Raw genomic sequence first — 17,021 nt, 5'->3', positions numbered from 1 at the left:
TAGCAAGGGAGGCAAATGAAGATGACTGAAGAACGTAATAAACGTAAAGTATATCAAGGTCGTGTTGAATCAGACAAAATGGATAAAACCATTACTGTTGTTGTTGAAACACGTAAAACACATCCAATCTATGGTAAACGTGTAAAATACTCTAAAAAATATAAAGCACACGATGAAGATAATCGTGCAAAAGTAGGCGATATCGTTCGAATTATGGAAACTCGCCCATTATCTAAGACGAAGCGCTTCCGCTTATTAGAAATTGTTGAAGAAGCAATTATTATCTAATTAAACCAGCTAAGTTCGGAAGGAGGAAAATCAAATGATTCAAACAGAAACTCGATTGAAAGTCGCTGACAATTCTGGCGCCCGTGAAGTCCTTACGATTAAAGTATTGGGTGGTTCAGGACGTAAAACAGCCAATATCGGTGACGTAATTGTTGCGACCGTGAAACATGCAACACCAGGTGGGGTTGTCAAGAAAGGTGACGTCGTTAAAGCAGTCATCGTTCGTACTAAAACAGGAGCTCGCCGCAAAGATGGGTCTTATATTAAATTCGATGAAAATGCCTGTGTCATTATTCGTGATGATAAAAGCCCTCGCGGTACGCGTATCTTTGGACCAGTTGCACGTGAATTACGTGATAACAACTACATGAAGATTGTTTCTTTAGCTCCAGAAGTTCTGTAATTAATAACGAAGGAGGAAACCAATCATGCGTATCAAAACAGGCGATAAAGTTCAAGTTATTGCAGGAAAAGACAAAGGCGAACAAGGTATCGTTCTAAAAACTCTTCCTAAACAAGAAAAAGTTGTTGTTGAAGGGATTAATATTGCTAAAAAGCATACTAAACCAACACAAACTGCTACTGGAGGGATTGAAGAATTTCCCGCTCCAATTCATATATCAAACGTTAAATTAGTCGATCCTACTTCCAATGAACCAACACGAGTAGGCTATCGAGTTGAAGATGGAAAAAAAGTTCGTTTTGCTAAAAAATCAAACGAAACAATTAACTAATTAACGAAGGGAGGATATTATTAATGGAAAGTCGGTTAAAAGTTAAATATACTGATGAAGTATCACCAAAATTAGTTGAGCAATTCAGCTATAGTTCAGTTATGCAAGTGCCAAAAATTGAAAAAATTGTGATTAATATGGGTGTTGGCGATGCTGTATCTAATGCTAAAAATTTAGATAAAGCTGTTGATGAACTTACATTAATTTCTGGTCAAAAACCTATTATTACTCATGCTAAAAAATCAATCGCAGGCTTCCGTTTACGTGAAGGAATGCCAATTGGTGCTAAAGTAACATTGCGTGGCTCTAGAATGTATGACTTTTTAGATAAATTAATTAGTGTTTCATTACCTCGTGTACGTGACTTCCAAGGTGTGAGTAACAACTCATTTGATGGCCGTGGAAACTACACTTTAGGTGTGAAAGAACAATTAATTTTCCCAGAAGTATCATATGATAACGTTGATCGTGTACGTGGTATGGATATCGTTATCGTTACAACAGCCCAAACTGATGAAGAATCACATGCTTTGTTAAAAGAACTAGGCATGCCATTTAAAAAATAATTAAGGAGGCGAATCTACATTGGCAAAAACATCAATGGTCCAAAAAAACCAACGCAAACCGAAATTTAAAGTGCAAGAATATACTCGTTGTGAACGTTGCGGACGTCCGCACTCTGTTTACCGTAAATTCAAGCTATGCCGTATTTGCTTCCGTGAATTAGCTTATAAAGGCCAAATTCCTGGCGTGAAGAAAGCTAGCTGGTAATTTAATTAAAAATACAAAGGAGGTAAACTCAATATGGTTATGACAGATCCAATCGCTGATTTTTTAACAAGAATCCGTAATGCAAGTAGCGTAGGTCATAAAACAGTTTCTGCACCTTCATCTAATATGAAAGTCTCAATCGCTGAGATTTTGAAACAAGAAGGTTTTATTAAGAACTATGAAGTAACTGAAGATGACAAACAAGGAGAAATCAAAATCTTCTTGAAATATGGTCGTAATAATGAAAAGGTAATCACTGGTATTAAACGTATTTCAAAACCTGGATTACGTGTTTATGCCAAAACCGAAGATTTACCAAAAGTACTAAACGGCTTAGGAATCGCAATTGTATCAACATCAAATGGTGTTGTAACAGATAAACAAGCACGCCAAGCAGGTATTGGTGGCGAAGTATTAGCATACGTTTGGTAATCCAAACACAATTCATATAAAATAAGGAGGTGCAGCCCTGTGAGTCGTATCGGAAGAAAACCCATCGAAATCCCAGAAGGCGTAACCATTGCAATAGACGGTCATACAGTGACTGTTAAAGGACCTAAAGGCGAATTAACGCGTACTTTACATTCAAACATTTCATTAGAATTAGAAGATAACACGTTAACATTAACTCGTCCTGATGATTCTAAAGAAAATCGTTCATTACACGGAACAACACGTTCATTAGTGTCTAATATGGTTGAAGGTGTTTCAACAGGATTCAAAAAAGAATTAGACTTAGTCGGTGTTGGTTACCGTGCACAAAAACAAGGTGATAAATTAGTATTAAGTGTTGGCCTTTCTCACCCAGTTGAATTTACTGGTTCAGAAGGTGTAAGCATTGAAGTTCCTTCAAATACTAAAATCATCATTGAAGGTTTTAACAAAGAAAAAGTTGGCGAATTGGCTGCCAATATTCGTGCCGTACGTCCACCTGAGCCATATAAAGGCAAAGGAATTCGTTATACAGATGAATTTGTACGTCGCAAAGAAGGTAAAACAGGTAAATAATCGATTAACTTTCATTTTTACATTAAAATATTATATTATAAATTAAAGAGGTGACAATTGTGATTACTAAACCAGATAAAAATAAACTACGTTTAAAAAGACATCAACGTGTTCGTAACAAAATCTCTGGTACTGCTGAGCGCCCACGCTTGAATGTATTCCGTTCGAATACACACATCTACGCTCAATTAATTGATGACGTAGCGGGTGTGACGCTAGCAAGTGCCTCTAGTAACGAAGCATCAATTGAAAAAGGAACTAAAGTTGAACAAGCTACAGCCGTCGGTAAATTAGTAGCTGAACGTGCAATTGAAAAAGGCTATAAAGTTGTGATTTTTGATCGTGGAGGCTATGTTTATCATGGACGTGTTCAAGCTTTGGCTGACAGTGCTCGTGAAAACGGCTTAGAATTTTAGAAAAGGAGGACACCGATTCATGGAAATTATCAATGCAGAAAACTTAGAAAATTTAGAAGAACGCGTTGTGGCCATTAACCGTGTAACAAAAGTTGTTAAAGGTGGACGTCGTTTACGTTTCTCAGCATTAGTTGTAGTTGGTGATCGTAATGGTCATGTAGGTTTTGGTACGGGTAAAGCACAGGAAGTACCTGAAGCAATTCGTAAAGCCATTGAAAGTGCTAAGAAAAACCTAATTACTGTACCTATGACAGGAACAACAATTCCTCATGAAGCTATTGGCGAATATTGCGGTGGTCGCGTATTATTAAAACCAGCTACTGCAGGTTCTGGAGTAGCGGCTGGCGGTCCTGTCCGTGCGGTTGTTGAATTAGCAGGTGTTGCTGATATTACAAGTAAATCATTAGGATCTAACACACCGATTAATATGATTCGTGCAACAGTTGAAGCTTTAAAACAACTTAAAGTAGCTGAAGAAGTTGCCGCTTTACGTGGTAAAACTGTCGAAGAAATATTAGGATAAGGAGGACGAAAGACATGGCAAATTTAACAATTAAATTATCTAAAAGCTTAATCGGACGTCCAAAAAATCAAATCGAAACTGCTAAAGCACTAGGATTGACGAAATTGCATAAATCAGTCATCAAACCTGATAATGAAGCAATCCGTGGTATGGTTAAAACCATTAGCCATTTAGTAGAAGTCGAAGAATTAGAAGCTTAATTTTGAATTTTAAATAAGGAGGTGCCAACGCATGAAACTTCATACACTTCAACCTGCAGAAGGTTCTCGTCAAGAACGTAATCGTGTGGGACGTGGACAAGGTTCTGGTAACGGTAAAACATCAGGTCGTGGTCAAAAAGGTCAAAAATCACGGTCAGGTGGTGGCGTACGTTTAGGTTTTGAAGGTGGACAACAACCCCTTTTCCGTCGCTTACCAAAACGCGGATTCAAAAACATTAACCGTAAAGAATATGCTATTGTAAATCTTGATGCATTAAATCGCTTTGAAGATGGTACAACAGTTACACCCGCTTTATTATTTGAAGCTGGGATTATTAAAAAAGAATTATCAGGAATTAAAATTTTAGGTGAGGGTCAACTTGAAAGAAAATTAACTGTACAGGCAGCTAAATTCTCCAAAAGCGCGGAAGAAGCAATTACTGCCGCTGGTGGAACAACCGAGGTGATTTAATGTTTACCTTTATAAAAAATGCATTTGCTGTAAAAGATATTCGGAATCGTATTTTCTTTACACTATTCATTTTTGCTGTATTCCGTTTAGGATCACATATTCCTGTGCCTGGAGTTAACGCTGCGGCTATTCAATCATTAGCAAGCACTGGCATGTTAGGTTTGTTGAATACGTTTGGTGGTGGGGCTCTTTCTAGGTACTCTATCTTCGCTATGGGGGTTTCGCCTTATATTACTGCATCGATTATTATTCAGTTATTACAAATGGACATTATACCAAAATTAACCGAATGGGCGAAACAAGGTGAAGTAGGTCGTAGAAAACTTAATCAAGTGACGACATATACCGCCATTGTTTTAGGTTTTGTTCAATCCATTGGGTTATCTGTGGGCTTCAACCAGTTATCTGGATTTGGCCTCGTCATTAACCCTGGTCCAGCTACTTATTTAACGATTGCTCTAGTGTTAACCGCTGGATCAATGTTTTTAATTTGGTTGGGTGAACAAATCACACGTAATGGTATTGGTAATGGTGTTTCAATGATAATTTTTGCTGGTATTGTAGCTGAAGTGCCTAAAGATTTCTATTCATTTTTCCAAACGAATATAAAAGGAGCATCAGGTCAGGATCTAATTAATAGTCTTTTGATTATGTTAGTCATTCTTGTGATTTTACTGGTCTTAATTGTTATCGTTGTTGTAATGGAACGTGCACAAAGAAGAATTCCAATTCATCATTCTAAACGTGCCTCTGGAGCAAAGCATACAGCGCATTTACCACTGAAAATTAACTCTGCCGGTGTTATTCCAGTTATTTTCGCTACATCATTTCTCTCAACACCGAGTACAATTATGGGATTCTTTGATTTCCAAAACCAAGGTGGTTGGAGAGAAGTCGTATATAATTTATTTAGTTTACAACATCCCTATGGCGTAATTTTATATACTATTTTATTAATTGCTTTTACTTATTTCTATTCATTGATTCAAGTGAATCCAGAAAAAGTAGCCGAAAACTTACAAAAACAAGGAGCTTATATTCCTAGCGTGCGTCCAGGTAAAGATACTGAGAACTTTATTACAACTTTAATCAATCGCCTAAGCGGTGTTGGTGCGTTGTATTTAACTTTAATTGCAGTTTTACCACTAGTTTCAGGGTTTATTTGGGAAGTTCCTATGAATATTTCGCTAAGTGGTACAAGTTTACTTATCGTCGTAGGTGTAGCCATTGAGACTACTAAGCAAATCGAAGGCCGCATGGTCAAACGTCGTTATGTTGGTTTTCTTAATCTATAGTACTTAAGCTTGAAACAAAGGAGTGTAATGATGAATATTTTATTAATGGGTTTACCAGGGGCTGGCAAAGGCACTCAAAGTGAACTAATCGTCAATGACTACCATGTTAAGCATATTGCTACTGGAGACATCTTTAGAGATGCGATAAAGAACGAAACACCACTAGGAAAAGAAGCAAAAGCTTACACTGATCAAGGTAATCTTGTGCCTGATGATTTAACTAATGCTATCGTTCGCGAAAGACTTGCTCAAGATGATGTTAAAGAAAGTGGCTTTATGTTAGACGGGTATCCTCGAACATTAGGACAAGCACAAGCCCTAGATCAAAATCTCACTGATCTTCAGATGAAGATTGATGCTGTGATATTTATTGATGTGGATCAAGAAGTATTAAAAGATCGCCTTAGCGGGCGAATCATTTGCCGTAATTGTGGTGCAACCTATCATAAGATTTATAATCCGCCGAAACAGGCAGATGTTTGTGATAACTGTGGAGCCAGTGATTTCTATCAACGTGAAGATGATAAGCCTGAAAAAGTTGCCCATCGCATTAATCTTCAAATGGAATCCATCCAACCAATTCTTGATTATTATGCAGAACATGGATTATTACACAAAATCGATGGTGATCAATCTATCGAAAATGTTTTTCGCTCCATCCGTAATATATTAGGTTAAAACTCATATGAAATGTGTAAAAGGAGGAAGTTAGAATGGCTAAAGATGATGTTATTGAAGTAGAAGGTACAGTCATTGAAACTTTGCCAAATGCTATGTTTAAGGTCGAATTGGAAAACGGACACGAAATTCTTGCGCATGTATCAGGTAAAATTCGTATGAATTATATTCGTATTTTGCCAGGAGATAAAGTTACCATTGAATTATCGCCTTATGATTTAACGCGTGGAAGAATTACGTATCGGTTTAAGTAGTTATTCCAAATTAATTTGAGGAGGGTTATAAATGAAAGTTAGAGCATCCGTAAAACCAATGTGTGAAAAATGCAAAGTTATCCGCCGTAATGGTAAAGTAATGGTAATTTGCGAAAATCCAAAACACAAACAACGTCAAGGATAATTTAAAAGGAGGTGCTGTAAAGTATGGCTCGTATAGCAGGAGTAGATATTCCACGTGACAAACGTGTTGTCATCTCATTAACGTATATTTATGGTATTGGTAAACATACAGCCCAAACCATTTTAGCAGAGGCTGAAGTTTCTGAAGATACACGTGTACAAGATTTGACTAACGATGAATTAGACCGTATCCGTAGTATTGTAGACACTTATCGTGTGGAAGGTGACCTTCGCCGTGAAGTAAGCTTAAACATCAAACGTCTACAAGAAATTGGTTCATACCGCGGAATGCGTCATCGCCGTAATTTACCGGTTCGTGGACAAAACACAAAAAATAATGCTCGTACCCGTAAAGGTCCGAAAAAAGCAGTTAGAAAATAATAAATAGAGGGAGGTTGACAGTTTAATGGCAAGAAGACAACAAACTCGTAGACGTCGTCGCGTAAGAAAAAATGTCGAACGTGGAGTCGCACATATTCGTTCTACATTCAATAATACAATTGTAATGATTACAGATGTTAATGGAAATGCAATTTCTTGGTCATCAGCCGGATCATTAGGCTTCCGTGGATCAAAGAAATCAACTCCATTTGCTGCCCAAATGGCATCTGAAGTGGCTGCTAAAGGCGCAATTGAACATGGGATGAAGACTGTAGAAGTAACCGTTAAAGGACCAGGTTCAGGTCGTGAATCTGCAATTCGTTCTCTACAAGCAACAGGTTTAGAAGTAACCGCTATTCGTGATGTTACACCCATTCCACACAACGGATGCCGTCCTCCAAAACGTCGCCGTGTATAATAATCAGCACTATTGGTTAATTAACTACAGTGATGCTGCTTAATTATCATTGAAAGAAGCGTTTTGAAAGGGGATTACAATCAATGATCGAAATTGAAAAGCCAGAGATAAAAACAATTGAAGTCAGTAACGATTCGAAATTTGGTAAAATTGTTATTGAACCACTAGAGCGTGGTTATGGAACAACCCTTGGTAACTCATTACGTCGTATCTTATTATCTTCATTACCTGGAGCAGCTGTAACCAGCATCCAAATAGATGGAGTATTACATGAATTTGCTACTGTTGATGGTGTTGTGGAAGATGTCCCAACGATTATTTTACAACTCAAGCAACTTGCATTAAAACTTCATACTGAAGAAGATAAAATAGTGGAATTAAATGTTACAGGACCTAAAACAGTAACAGCTGCTGATATTATTCATGATAATGAAGTGCAAATTTTAAATCCAGATTTATATATTTGTACATTGGCAGACGGAGCTGAATTGAATATGCAGCTAAATGTCTCTAATGGTCGTGGTTATGTTCGCAGTGAACATAATAAACGCGATGATATGCCCATTGGTGTTTTACCAATTGATTCAATTTATACACCGATTAAAAAGGTAAATTATTCAGTTGAAAATACGCGTATCGGACAAAAGAATGTCTACGATAAATTAACGTTAGACATTTGGACAGATGGTTCAATTAGTCCTGAAAAATCTTTAAGTCTTGCAGCTAAAATTTTAACAGAACATCTTAACATTTTTGTTAATTTGAGTGATGAAGCGCGTCAAGCGGAAATCATGGTTGAAAAAGAAGAAGCTGAAAAAGAGAAAATGTTAGTGATGACAATTGAAGAACTTGACTTGTCAGTACGTTCTTACAACTGTCTAAAACGTGCTGGAATCAATACAATTCAAGAATTAACTAATAAATCTGAAGCTGAAATGATTAAAGTACGTAATCTTGGCCGTAAATCACTCGAAGAAGTGAAACAAAAGTTAGCGAATTTAGACTTATCTTTACGTCAAGACGATTAGGAATTTAGAGAGTAGAGGAGGAAAGCTGAATATGGCATACCGTAAATTAGGACGTACAAGCTCACAACGCAAAGCTATGTTGCGTGATTTAACAACGGATGTAATCGTGAATGAACGCATTGAAACAACGGAAGCTCGTGCTAAGGAAGTACGTAAATTCGTTGATAAAATGATTACTTTAGCTAAAAAAGGTGATTTATCTGCGCGTCGTCAAGCAGCAAGCTTTTTACGTAATGAGATTGCTGATGCTAGAATCGAAGACGATGAAGTTGTTGTTGAACGTGTATTAGATCGCTTGTTTGATGATTATGCGGTTCGTTACGCTGATCGTAACGGCGGATATACACGTATACTGAAAAAAGGACCAAGACGAGGCGATGGTGCCCCAATGGTAATTTTAGAATTAGTATAGGCTAAAAGACGATACCGTAATAGATATCACTTTTAAGATGGAGAGTGTTATGATTGATAAGTCAAAGAACTTATGGGTCTAGCTCTGAGCACAGCTATTAAAGCAATATAATAGCTTTAGATTGGGATAAATCACTGAGTTTATCTCAATCTGTGTGCTGTTCATCATTAAAAGTGTTTTTTTATTTTTAAGTAAGTAACTTCTGAATAGGGAGTTATTTATTTAAGAAGTAAAATTCACAGGGTAAGGAGTTAGACAATGACAGATTCAATCATACAAGTAAATGATCTATCTTTTTCTTATGTTGATGGGGAAGAAGCTGCCCTTAGTCATGTGACTTTCGAAGTCAAAAAAGGTGAATGGGTAGCCATGATTGGACCCAATGGGTCCGGGAAGTCAACGTTAGCCAAAATGTTAAATGGCTTGTTAGTTCCCGATGCGGGTGCGATTTATATCAATAATCGTCTGCTGAATGAAGAGACGATCTGGGATGCTCGACGAGCGGTCGGAATGGTTTTTCAAAACCCCGACAATCAATTTGTTGGTTCAACTGTAGAAGATGATGTTGCTTTTGGATTAGAGAATAATGGCGTGCCGCGGGAAGAAATGGTTGTGCGCATTGATGATGCCCTTGATCAAGTTCGTATGAAAGAATTTAAGAAGCAAGAACCTGCTAGGCTTTCAGGCGGGCAAAAGCAAAGAGTGGCTTTAGCGAGTATTATTGCTTTACGTCCCGACATTATTATTTTAGATGAAGCGACTTCGATGCTTGATCCGCAAGGACGTACCGAAGTGATTGATGCCATTATTAAATTAAAAGAAACGTATGATTTAACCTTAATATCAATTACACACGATATTGATGAAGCGAGTCGGGCGGACCGCATTTTGGTCATGAACCAGGGGGAATTAGTCAAATCCGATACGCCAGCCGCGATATTTGCTTTAGGGGATGAGTTGGTTGAGATGGGCTTAGATGTGCCTTTTGCTCAAAAGCTAAAAGTGGCACTTGCCAACAGACAAGTTGCTGTTCCTGATACATATTTAACGGAGGAGGCATTATTTACATGGCTAACGACATCGTATTTAAACAAGTAGATTACACCTATAATGCCGATACGCCGTTTGCTTTTGCTGCTTTAAAAAATGTTAATTTAACGATTCCAGCCAATCAGGTAACGGCTATTATCGGGCATACAGGTTCGGGGAAATCGACCTTACTACAACACTTGAATGTTTTGGTTAGGCCTACATCAGGTTCGGTTAATATTGCTGGTGAAGAAGTAACCGCTGAGTCCAAACATCAGTCATTAAAAGCTTTACGTAAAAAAGTTGGGGTTGTTTTTCAATTTCCGGAAGCTCAGTTATTTGAAGAAACGGTCTTGAAAGATGTGATGTTCGGTCCTTTAAATTTTGATGTGTCTGAAGAGGATGCTGAGCGAATTGCCAAAGAAAAACTAACTTTAGTGGGGATTGACGCGTCCTTATACAAACGTTCCCCTTTTGATTTAAGTGGTGGGCAGATGCGTCGCGTGGCCATTGCAGGGGTGTTAGCCTTAGAACCAGAAATACTTGTATTAGATGAACCAACCGCTGGCTTAGATCCGCTCGGTCATGTCCAAATGATGGAAATGTTCATGCAACTACAACAAGAAGACCAATTAACTCTCGTATTAGTCACCCATCAAATGGAGGATGTAGCGCAATATGCCAATCATGTCATTGTTATGGAAAAAGGAACAGTGGTTCGTCAAGGAACCCCAGCTGAGATCTTTTCAGAACCTCAATGGTTAGAGGAAAGACAATTAGGGTTACCTCAATCAGTCCAATTTTTAGAACGTTTATCTCAAGAAGTTGATTTACCAGATTATAAACACAACCCACCTCTAACGGTTGAAGCTTTAGCTGACTTTTTAGTTGAAGCTAAAGAAAATCAACATCGATGGGAGGATGACTAATATGTTAGAAAAAATGTTATTAGGTCGTTATATCCAAGGTGATTCTTGGGTGCATCGCCTCGATCCGCGGACAAAGCTAGTGGCTAGTTTTTATTTTATCATTATTATATTCATTGCCAATAATTGGATAACGTATTTGCTTTTAACGTTATTCACCTTACTGGCTCTCTATTTAAGTGAAATCCCCTTAAAATTTTTCATTAATGGTGTTAAGCCAATGATTTGGATTATTTTATTTACGGTTGTCTTTCAGATGTTGTTTACGTCTGGTGGCACGGAGTATTTCCGTTGGGGACCGATTGTGATTAGTTCACTAGGGATTACCAATGCGATTTATATCTTTATTCGATTAGTGTTAATTATTTTTATTTCAACATTATTGACTTTAACCACAGCACCTTTGGAATTAACGGATGGTATTGAGCATCTCTTCCGTCCTTTAGCTCGATTTGGTTTTCCAGCTAATGAGTTGGCTTTGATGCTATCGATTGCTTTGCGATATGTTCCGACTTTGATGGATGAAGCAACTAAGATTATGAATGCCCAACGTTCGCGTGGGGTTGAATTTGATCAAGGTGGTTTGGTTGATCGAATGAAGGCCATTATCCCCATCTTGGTACCCTTGTTTGTTAGTGCCTTTAATCGAGCAGAAGAAATGGCTTCAGCCATGGAAGCTAGAGGTTATCGTGGGGGTGAAGGTCGCACCAAATATCGTCAACTGAAATTTCATGGACAAGATGCTTTAGTCTTAATTACCATGATTGCTTTGACCGTTGCCCTCGTTGTATTGAGAACATAGATAAAAGGTTACTTTAGAAATAGGAGTCTTAGGCATGCCGAGATTTGCAGCTAAAATTGAATATGATGGCACACAATATGTCGGTTATCAGGTGCAACCGAATGGTTGGACCATACAAGCGGCGATTGAAGCAGCCTTAGTTAAAATGGCTAAGCTTCCTAAAGGCGAACATATTCCCACCTCTTGTTCTGGAAGGACAGATTCAGGTGTACATGCATTGGGGCAAGTTATCCACTTTGATTATCCTGCCCCAATAAAAGCCGATAATATACGACGGGCCATGAACAGCTTACTTGACCCTTCTATTCGCTTTTTAGAGGTTGTTGAAGTCGATGAGGATTTTCATGCGCGTTACAGTGCCATAGCTAAAGAATATATTTATCGGGTGGATACCCAACAATATCCCGATCCCTTCAAACGCCTGTATACCTTGCATCATCCTTACCGTTATAATTTAGATAATATGTCGTTAGCTTTACAAGCAGTCATAGGTGAGCATGACTTTACCAGTTTTTGTTCGACCAAAACAGACAAAGAAGATAAAGTACGAACCATATACCAAGCTGAAATTATTGAGAATAAAGCAGAGTCAGAATTACAATTTAGATTCTATGGAAATGGCTTTTTATATAATATGATTCGTATTTTAGTGGGTACGACCCTACAAATAGGTGATGGGTTAAAAAAAGCGAATGAGCTACAACGCTTATTAGATACTAAAAACCGAAAAGAAGCAGGGCCAACGGCACCACCACAAGGTCTGTATTTGCATTATGTTGAATATCTTAATAATCCTTTTAGGATTTAACTTATAGATGAGGTGCCTTATGTATATACGAAAAACTCGCCCAGAAGAAGCAGAAACCGTCGCAACGATTTTTGATCATGGTCGTAGTATCCAACGTGCGACGGGAAACCATGATCAGTGGAATAACGGTTATCCTAACGTAGCTGTCGTTTTAGATGATATTGCAAAAAACGAAAGTTATGTCTGCGTCTCTGATGCAACCGAATTAGACTTATTTCCAACCGAAACCCTTTTAGCGACTTTTTGTCTTCAAAAAGGGATTGATCCAACCTATGTTAACATTGATGGTGCCTGGTTAAATGAGGAACCCTATGTAACTATCCATCGCGTAAGCACCAATGGAAAACTTAAAGGTGTAGGTCGTCAAGCCATTGAGTGGGTCATGCAACATAATGATAATATTCGCATCGATACCCATGAAAAAAATACGCCCATGCGACGTCTTGTTGACTCCCTTGGCTTTACCTATTGTGGCATTATTTATCTTGCCGATGGAAGTCCACGCTTGGCCTATCAATTTTTAAACCCCCTTAAATAAATACCCCTTCAATCCTGAAACGTCTACTTTTTGAAAGTTGGCGTTTTTTTCTTTTTCAAAAAATTGCAAAAAATTAATCGAAATTCTTTGCATACTATTAGTGATTTGGAAGGAATCGTGATAAACTTTACTAAAGTGAACGCTTTATTTATAGAAGGAAGGCGATAGGATGTTAGAAAAGTTTAACTTTGATGAAATACCTATGACATTCGATTCCTTTAAGCGGGCAGAACTAGGAGAAAAATTGGACCGTTTACAACGAATCGTTTCGAATTTGGACATACCTGTGTTAATATTAGTAGATGGATGGGAAAGTTCTGGAAAGGGCTATGTAATTAATGATTTAACTCGTGAGTTAGATCCGCGCTTTGTTCGAGTTGAAGTATTTGAAGAAGCAACCGACATCGATAAAGATCATCCAAGTGTCTGGCGTTTTTGGCAAAGGATTCCAAGTAGAAGTGAAATAGTCGTTTATGATCGTAGTTTTTATTATCAAGTATTTAATAAAGATGAACGAACAGATAAAAAATTAAAGCAACGGACGCATGAACTATTAAACTTAGAAAAAATGTTAATTAACGATGACACCATCGTTATTAAATTCTTTCTAAATATCAGTCAAGCAACACAGAAAATGAATATAAAAGAACTAGAAAAGTCTGAGAATCGGCAATATTTATTAAATGATGAGGATTATGCGCAAAACAAAAACTATGAAGAACATAAAAAATGGTTTGGCAAAGTACTTGAAGCTACCAACTTAAAGGAAAGTCCTTGGCACATCATTAACGCCGAGAAGCGCAAAGAAGCTTCCAAAGAAATTCTAGGCATTACCCTAGATAAGATTAATGTAGGCATTGAACGGATTACGCGGGAACGGAAGGAAACACAAGCGGTTAATCGCTCGTTTGTTTTGGAAAAGGATTTATTAGCTGCGGTGGATTTAAAGCAAACAATATCGGATGCAGATTATAATAATCAGTTGGAAAAACTGCAACGGGAAGCGGCGGAATTGGTTTACAGTTGTTATATGCAAGATATTGCCCTTATTCTTGCCTTTGAAGGTATGGATGCAGCTGGCAAAGGGGGAGCGATTAAACGGTTGACCCGTTATATCGATCCGCGAAGTTATAAAATATATGGCATTAAAGCACCCAACCCAATCGAAAAAGAACATCACTACTTATGGCGGTTTGAACAACGATTTCCACGGGATGGGGACATGGTTATTTTTGATCGTAGTTGGTATGGACGCGTTTTAGTTGAGCGGATTGAAAACTTTACGACGCAAAAAGAGTGGGAACGGGCATATGAAGAAATCAATCAAATGGAACAAGTTCAAACAGACCATGGTTCCATTGTCATGAAGTTCTTCCTAATGATTGATAAGGATGAGCAAAAAATACGCTTTGAAGATCGCGAAGATGAAATCGATAAAAATTATAAAATTACCGATGAAGATTGGCGCAATCGTGGGAAATGGGATGACTATTATACGGCCTTTAACGAAATGCTCCAACGAACGGATACCGAAAATGCTCCGTGGTTCATCATTGCCGGCAATGATAAAAAGTTTGCTCGCATACAAGTTTTAAAACATTTTATTAATCATGTCAAAATAGAATTGAAGAAAGAAAGGTCATAAATAGAGCTCTGATAGATATAAAGGTGATTATGATTGCGGTCGGACCTTGAACGCTAATATTTCAACGAGTTCCCTTTCAATGCTTCAATCGATCAATACAAGCTTTATTGTACAAATGGTTTTTCACTGATAAGTAAGTAACAGTAAAAACTTACAGGAAAAAAAATATTATATAGGGATTGAAGGTGAAGAAAGTGGTAACCATAAATGATATTGCAAAACGTGCGGGGGTTGCCAAAAGTACCGTCTCAAGGTATTTAAACGGAGGGTCGATTAGTAAAAAAACGGCAGCTAAAGTTGATGCGGTTGTAAAAGAAACAGGTTATGTACCTAATAGTTTTGCGCAAAGTTTAAAAGCAAAAGAGACCAAAATGATTGGTGCGATTGTCCCAAGGTTGGATTCCTATTATTTGAGTGCTGTGATTGATGGAGCGGATACTTATTTATACAATCACGGCTATCGCCTGATGTTATTGCATACTCAAATGAATGAAAAACGCACTGAAGATGCTTTACGTTTGTTTAAGGCTAATAAGGTTGATGGCATTTTATTCTTTGATGATGCGAAGTATATTGAAAAAGAAGAAAACAATCCAGATAGTCCACCGATTATATCAACCTTTAAATTTATAGCAAAACAATTAGAAGGTGTTCAAGAAAAAGCTGCCAAACTTTTAGCGGATTATTTATTTAAAATGGGTCATCGGAAGGTAACGTTTGTTGATGGTGGCGATCAATCGATTGATTTTGATATAGCTACCCAATTTAAAAAAGCCTTCTTCAAATATAAAGGCACTTTTTGGCAAGAAATACGCTTTGATTTTGATGACCAAGAAAGTATTAGCCGTTTGTTAGCGGATAAGCCAGAGTTAATTGTTTGCTCAGATGATACGTTAACCTTAACTATTATGAGAGAATGCTTAGAACGAGGTATGGAAATTCCTAAGGATATTAGTTTTGCTAGTTTCGGAAACCATCCGATAGCTGAAATTTTTTATCCCGGCTTAACGACAATCCATTACCCTTATTTTGAATTTGGAGAATATTTAGCCACGCAACTATTGAATATTATTCAGAAAAAAGATGTTCGACGTTCATTCCTTGATGAAGTCCAACTAATGGAACGTGAATCCGTTTATTATATTGATCACGAATCAAAATAACTATCATTATTTTAAAAGCCATTTTTTAGTAGAGTTTACTTTACATGAAAATGGCTTTTTAATTTAGCGGTTGGTTAGAGAAAGCGAAATCATGCAATAAAATAAAAATAATTGTTGGAAAGATTAGAGAATAATGATAAAATGAAAAATGAGTAAAAATTGATAGAACAATGCTATTAAAGAGAAAGGATAATCTAATATGCAATTATTACAGCAACTCACGCAACAACTCATTAATGGATTAGCATTAGGGAGTATTTATGCATTAGTCGCATTAGGTTATACCATGGTATATGGAACAATTCGACTGATTAACTTTGCACACGGAGATATTTTTATGATGGGAGCTTTTGTTGGCTATTATTTAGTCACGGTCTTACAAATGAATGTCTTTTTAGCTATGGGAATAGCCATGATTTTTTGTGCTGTTCTTGGCGTCGTCATTGAAAAGATTGCCTATAAGCCCTTAAGAAATTCAACCCGTGTCGCTGCGTTAATTACAGCCATTGGTGTTTCATATTTATTACAAAATTTGATGGTTTATTTTGTTGGACCAGAAGTTCGTGCCTTTAATAGTGACTTTCCTAATGTCATTTTTCGTGTTGGGAATCTAATTATTTCATCTAAGCAAATTTTTGTGTTTGCTACAACAATTATATTGGTCTTGGTTTTACAAGTCATTGTTCAAAAAACCAAAATGGGGAAAGCTATGCGGGCCGTAGCGGTTGATTCGGAAGCTGCTCAATTAATGGGGATTGATGTGGATCGTGTCATTTCATTTACCTTTGCTTTAGGTTCTGGTTTAGCAGGGATTGCCGGGGTTCTAGTTGGTGTCTATTATAATTCCGTTTCACCTTTAATGGGGACAGGTTATGGTCTCAAAGCCTTCGTTGCTGCTGTTGTGGGAGGAATTGGTAGTATCCCTGGCGCTATGGTAGGCGGTTATTTAATTGGGTTGTTAGAATCTTTTGTCACCTTTTTAGGTTTATCTACCTACCGGGATGCGGTTGTTTATGGGTTATTAATTGTGATTTTATTAATATTACCCGCTGGTTTATTTGGAAAAAATGTCAAAGAGAAAGTGTAGG

At 37.5% G+C, this 17,021-nt stretch carries 27 protein-coding genes; all 27 read left to right on the top strand.

Annotation, left to right across the window (positions count from 1 at the left end; translation table 11 throughout):
* Window positions 1-21: 21 nt before the first annotated feature.
* The 27 genes from rpsQ to NRE15_RS07840 all read left to right on the top strand — a co-directional run bounded on the left by rpsQ (window position 22) and on the right by NRE15_RS07840 (window position 17,020).
* Window positions 22-288, top strand: coding sequence for a 30S ribosomal protein S17 (gene rpsQ / locus NRE15_RS07970; protein WP_313792361.1), 267 nt, complete (start codon window positions 22-24; stop codon window positions 286-288).
* Window positions 289-322: 34 nt separating this feature from the next.
* Window positions 323-691, top strand: a complete 369-nt coding sequence (rplN, locus tag NRE15_RS07965; protein WP_313792360.1) for a 50S ribosomal protein L14 — start codon at window positions 323-325, stop codon at window positions 689-691.
* A gap of 25 nt (window positions 692-716) precedes the next feature.
* Window positions 717-1,022 carry a 50S ribosomal protein L24 gene (rplX, locus tag NRE15_RS07960; protein ID WP_313792359.1) on the top strand — a complete coding sequence of 102 codons (306 nt, stop codon included), beginning with the start codon at window positions 717-719 and terminating at the stop codon, window positions 1,020-1,022.
* 23 nt (window positions 1,023-1,045) lie between these two features.
* Window positions 1,046-1,588: a 50S ribosomal protein L5 gene (gene rplE, locus NRE15_RS07955; protein WP_313792358.1), complete on the top strand. Its 543-nt coding sequence runs from the start codon at window positions 1,046-1,048 to the stop codon at window positions 1,586-1,588.
* Between the two features lie 19 nt (window positions 1,589-1,607).
* A complete protein-coding gene (locus NRE15_RS07950; RefSeq protein WP_313792357.1) occupies window positions 1,608-1,793 on the top strand; it encodes a type Z 30S ribosomal protein S14 in 186 nt (61 codons plus the stop codon).
* Window positions 1,794-1,826: 33 nt separating this feature from the next.
* Entirely contained in the window at window positions 1,827-2,225 is a 399-nt protein-coding gene (gene rpsH, locus NRE15_RS07945) for a 30S ribosomal protein S8 (RefSeq protein WP_313792356.1), read from the top strand.
* A gap of 39 nt (window positions 2,226-2,264) precedes the next feature.
* Window positions 2,265-2,801, top strand: coding sequence for a 50S ribosomal protein L6 (rplF, locus tag NRE15_RS07940; protein WP_313792355.1), 537 nt, complete (start codon window positions 2,265-2,267; stop codon window positions 2,799-2,801).
* Window positions 2,802-2,860: 59 nt separating this feature from the next.
* Complete coding sequence (gene rplR, locus NRE15_RS07935; protein ID WP_313792354.1) at window positions 2,861-3,217, top strand: 50S ribosomal protein L18; 357 nt, start codon at window positions 2,861-2,863, stop codon at window positions 3,215-3,217.
* 19 nt (window positions 3,218-3,236) lie between these two features.
* Window positions 3,237-3,740: a 30S ribosomal protein S5 gene (gene rpsE / locus NRE15_RS07930; RefSeq protein ID WP_313792353.1), complete on the top strand. Its 504-nt coding sequence runs from the start codon at window positions 3,237-3,239 to the stop codon at window positions 3,738-3,740.
* Between the two features lie 14 nt (window positions 3,741-3,754).
* Window positions 3,755-3,940: a 50S ribosomal protein L30 gene (gene rpmD / locus NRE15_RS07925; protein WP_313792352.1), complete on the top strand. Its 186-nt coding sequence runs from the start codon at window positions 3,755-3,757 to the stop codon at window positions 3,938-3,940.
* A gap of 31 nt (window positions 3,941-3,971) precedes the next feature.
* Entirely contained in the window at window positions 3,972-4,412 is a 441-nt protein-coding gene (gene rplO, locus NRE15_RS07920) for a 50S ribosomal protein L15 (protein WP_313792351.1), read from the top strand.
* Window positions 4,412-5,707 carry a preprotein translocase subunit SecY gene (gene secY, locus NRE15_RS07915; RefSeq protein ID WP_313792350.1) on the top strand — a complete coding sequence of 432 codons (1,296 nt, stop codon included), beginning with the start codon at window positions 4,412-4,414 and terminating at the stop codon, window positions 5,705-5,707. The genes rplO and secY overlap by 1 nt, the downstream gene beginning before the upstream one ends.
* Window positions 5,708-5,737: 30 nt before the next feature.
* Window positions 5,738-6,385 carry an adenylate kinase gene (locus tag NRE15_RS07910; protein WP_313794971.1) on the top strand — a complete coding sequence of 216 codons (648 nt, stop codon included), beginning with the start codon at window positions 5,738-5,740 and terminating at the stop codon, window positions 6,383-6,385.
* Window positions 6,386-6,420: 35 nt separating this feature from the next.
* Window positions 6,421-6,639 (top strand): translation initiation factor IF-1, encoded by a 219-nt coding sequence (infA, locus tag NRE15_RS07905; RefSeq protein ID WP_023391463.1) that lies wholly within the window; start codon window positions 6,421-6,423, stop codon window positions 6,637-6,639.
* Window positions 6,640-6,670: 31 nt separating this feature from the next.
* Entirely contained in the window at window positions 6,671-6,784 is a 114-nt protein-coding gene (rpmJ, locus tag NRE15_RS07900; RefSeq protein WP_006417732.1) for a 50S ribosomal protein L36, read from the top strand.
* A gap of 23 nt (window positions 6,785-6,807) precedes the next feature.
* Complete coding sequence (gene rpsM, locus NRE15_RS07895) at window positions 6,808-7,164, top strand: 30S ribosomal protein S13 (RefSeq protein WP_313792349.1); 357 nt, start codon at window positions 6,808-6,810, stop codon at window positions 7,162-7,164.
* 25 nt (window positions 7,165-7,189) lie between these two features.
* Window positions 7,190-7,582, top strand: a complete 393-nt coding sequence (rpsK, locus tag NRE15_RS07890; protein ID WP_313792348.1) for a 30S ribosomal protein S11 — start codon at window positions 7,190-7,192, stop codon at window positions 7,580-7,582.
* Window positions 7,583-7,665: 83 nt separating this feature from the next.
* Window positions 7,666-8,610, top strand: a complete 945-nt coding sequence (locus tag NRE15_RS07885; RefSeq protein WP_313792347.1) for a DNA-directed RNA polymerase subunit alpha — start codon at window positions 7,666-7,668, stop codon at window positions 8,608-8,610.
* 31 nt (window positions 8,611-8,641) lie between these two features.
* Window positions 8,642-9,022 (top strand): 50S ribosomal protein L17, encoded by a 381-nt coding sequence (rplQ, locus tag NRE15_RS07880; RefSeq protein WP_313792346.1) that lies wholly within the window; start codon window positions 8,642-8,644, stop codon window positions 9,020-9,022.
* A gap of 258 nt (window positions 9,023-9,280) precedes the next feature.
* On the top strand, window positions 9,281-10,120 hold the full coding sequence (locus NRE15_RS07875; protein ID WP_313792345.1) for an energy-coupling factor ABC transporter ATP-binding protein: 840 nt from the start codon (window positions 9,281-9,283) through the stop codon (window positions 10,118-10,120).
* The gene (locus NRE15_RS07870) at window positions 10,090-10,980 is read left to right on the top strand and encodes an energy-coupling factor ABC transporter ATP-binding protein (RefSeq protein WP_313792344.1); all 891 of its coding nucleotides are present in this window, start codon (window positions 10,090-10,092) and stop codon (window positions 10,978-10,980) included. The genes NRE15_RS07875 and NRE15_RS07870 overlap by 31 nt, the downstream gene beginning before the upstream one ends.
* A gap of 1 nt (window position 10,981) precedes the next feature.
* Entirely contained in the window at window positions 10,982-11,779 is a 798-nt protein-coding gene (locus NRE15_RS07865) for an energy-coupling factor transporter transmembrane component T family protein (protein WP_313792343.1), read from the top strand.
* A gap of 34 nt (window positions 11,780-11,813) precedes the next feature.
* Window positions 11,814-12,587: a tRNA pseudouridine(38-40) synthase TruA gene (gene truA, locus NRE15_RS07860; RefSeq protein WP_313792342.1), complete on the top strand. Its 774-nt coding sequence runs from the start codon at window positions 11,814-11,816 to the stop codon at window positions 12,585-12,587.
* 19 nt (window positions 12,588-12,606) lie between these two features.
* Complete coding sequence (locus tag NRE15_RS07855; RefSeq protein WP_313792341.1) at window positions 12,607-13,125, top strand: N-acetyltransferase; 519 nt, start codon at window positions 12,607-12,609, stop codon at window positions 13,123-13,125.
* Between the two features lie 169 nt (window positions 13,126-13,294).
* The gene (locus NRE15_RS07850; protein WP_313792340.1) at window positions 13,295-14,770 is read left to right on the top strand and encodes a phosphate:AMP phosphotransferase; all 1,476 of its coding nucleotides are present in this window, start codon (window positions 13,295-13,297) and stop codon (window positions 14,768-14,770) included.
* Between the two features lie 194 nt (window positions 14,771-14,964).
* Window positions 14,965-15,933: a LacI family DNA-binding transcriptional regulator gene (locus NRE15_RS07845; protein WP_313792339.1), complete on the top strand. Its 969-nt coding sequence runs from the start codon at window positions 14,965-14,967 to the stop codon at window positions 15,931-15,933.
* A gap of 199 nt (window positions 15,934-16,132) precedes the next feature.
* Window positions 16,133-17,020, top strand: a complete 888-nt coding sequence (locus tag NRE15_RS07840) for a branched-chain amino acid ABC transporter permease (protein ID WP_313792338.1) — start codon at window positions 16,133-16,135, stop codon at window positions 17,018-17,020.
* Window position 17,021 lies beyond the last annotated feature (1 nt).

Source organism: Fundicoccus culcitae (genome assembly GCF_024661895.1).
Taxonomy (GTDB): Bacteria; Bacillota; Bacilli; order Lactobacillales; family Aerococcaceae; genus Fundicoccus_A; species Fundicoccus_A culcitae.
This window is presented reverse-complemented; position numbering and strand designations above follow the sequence as displayed.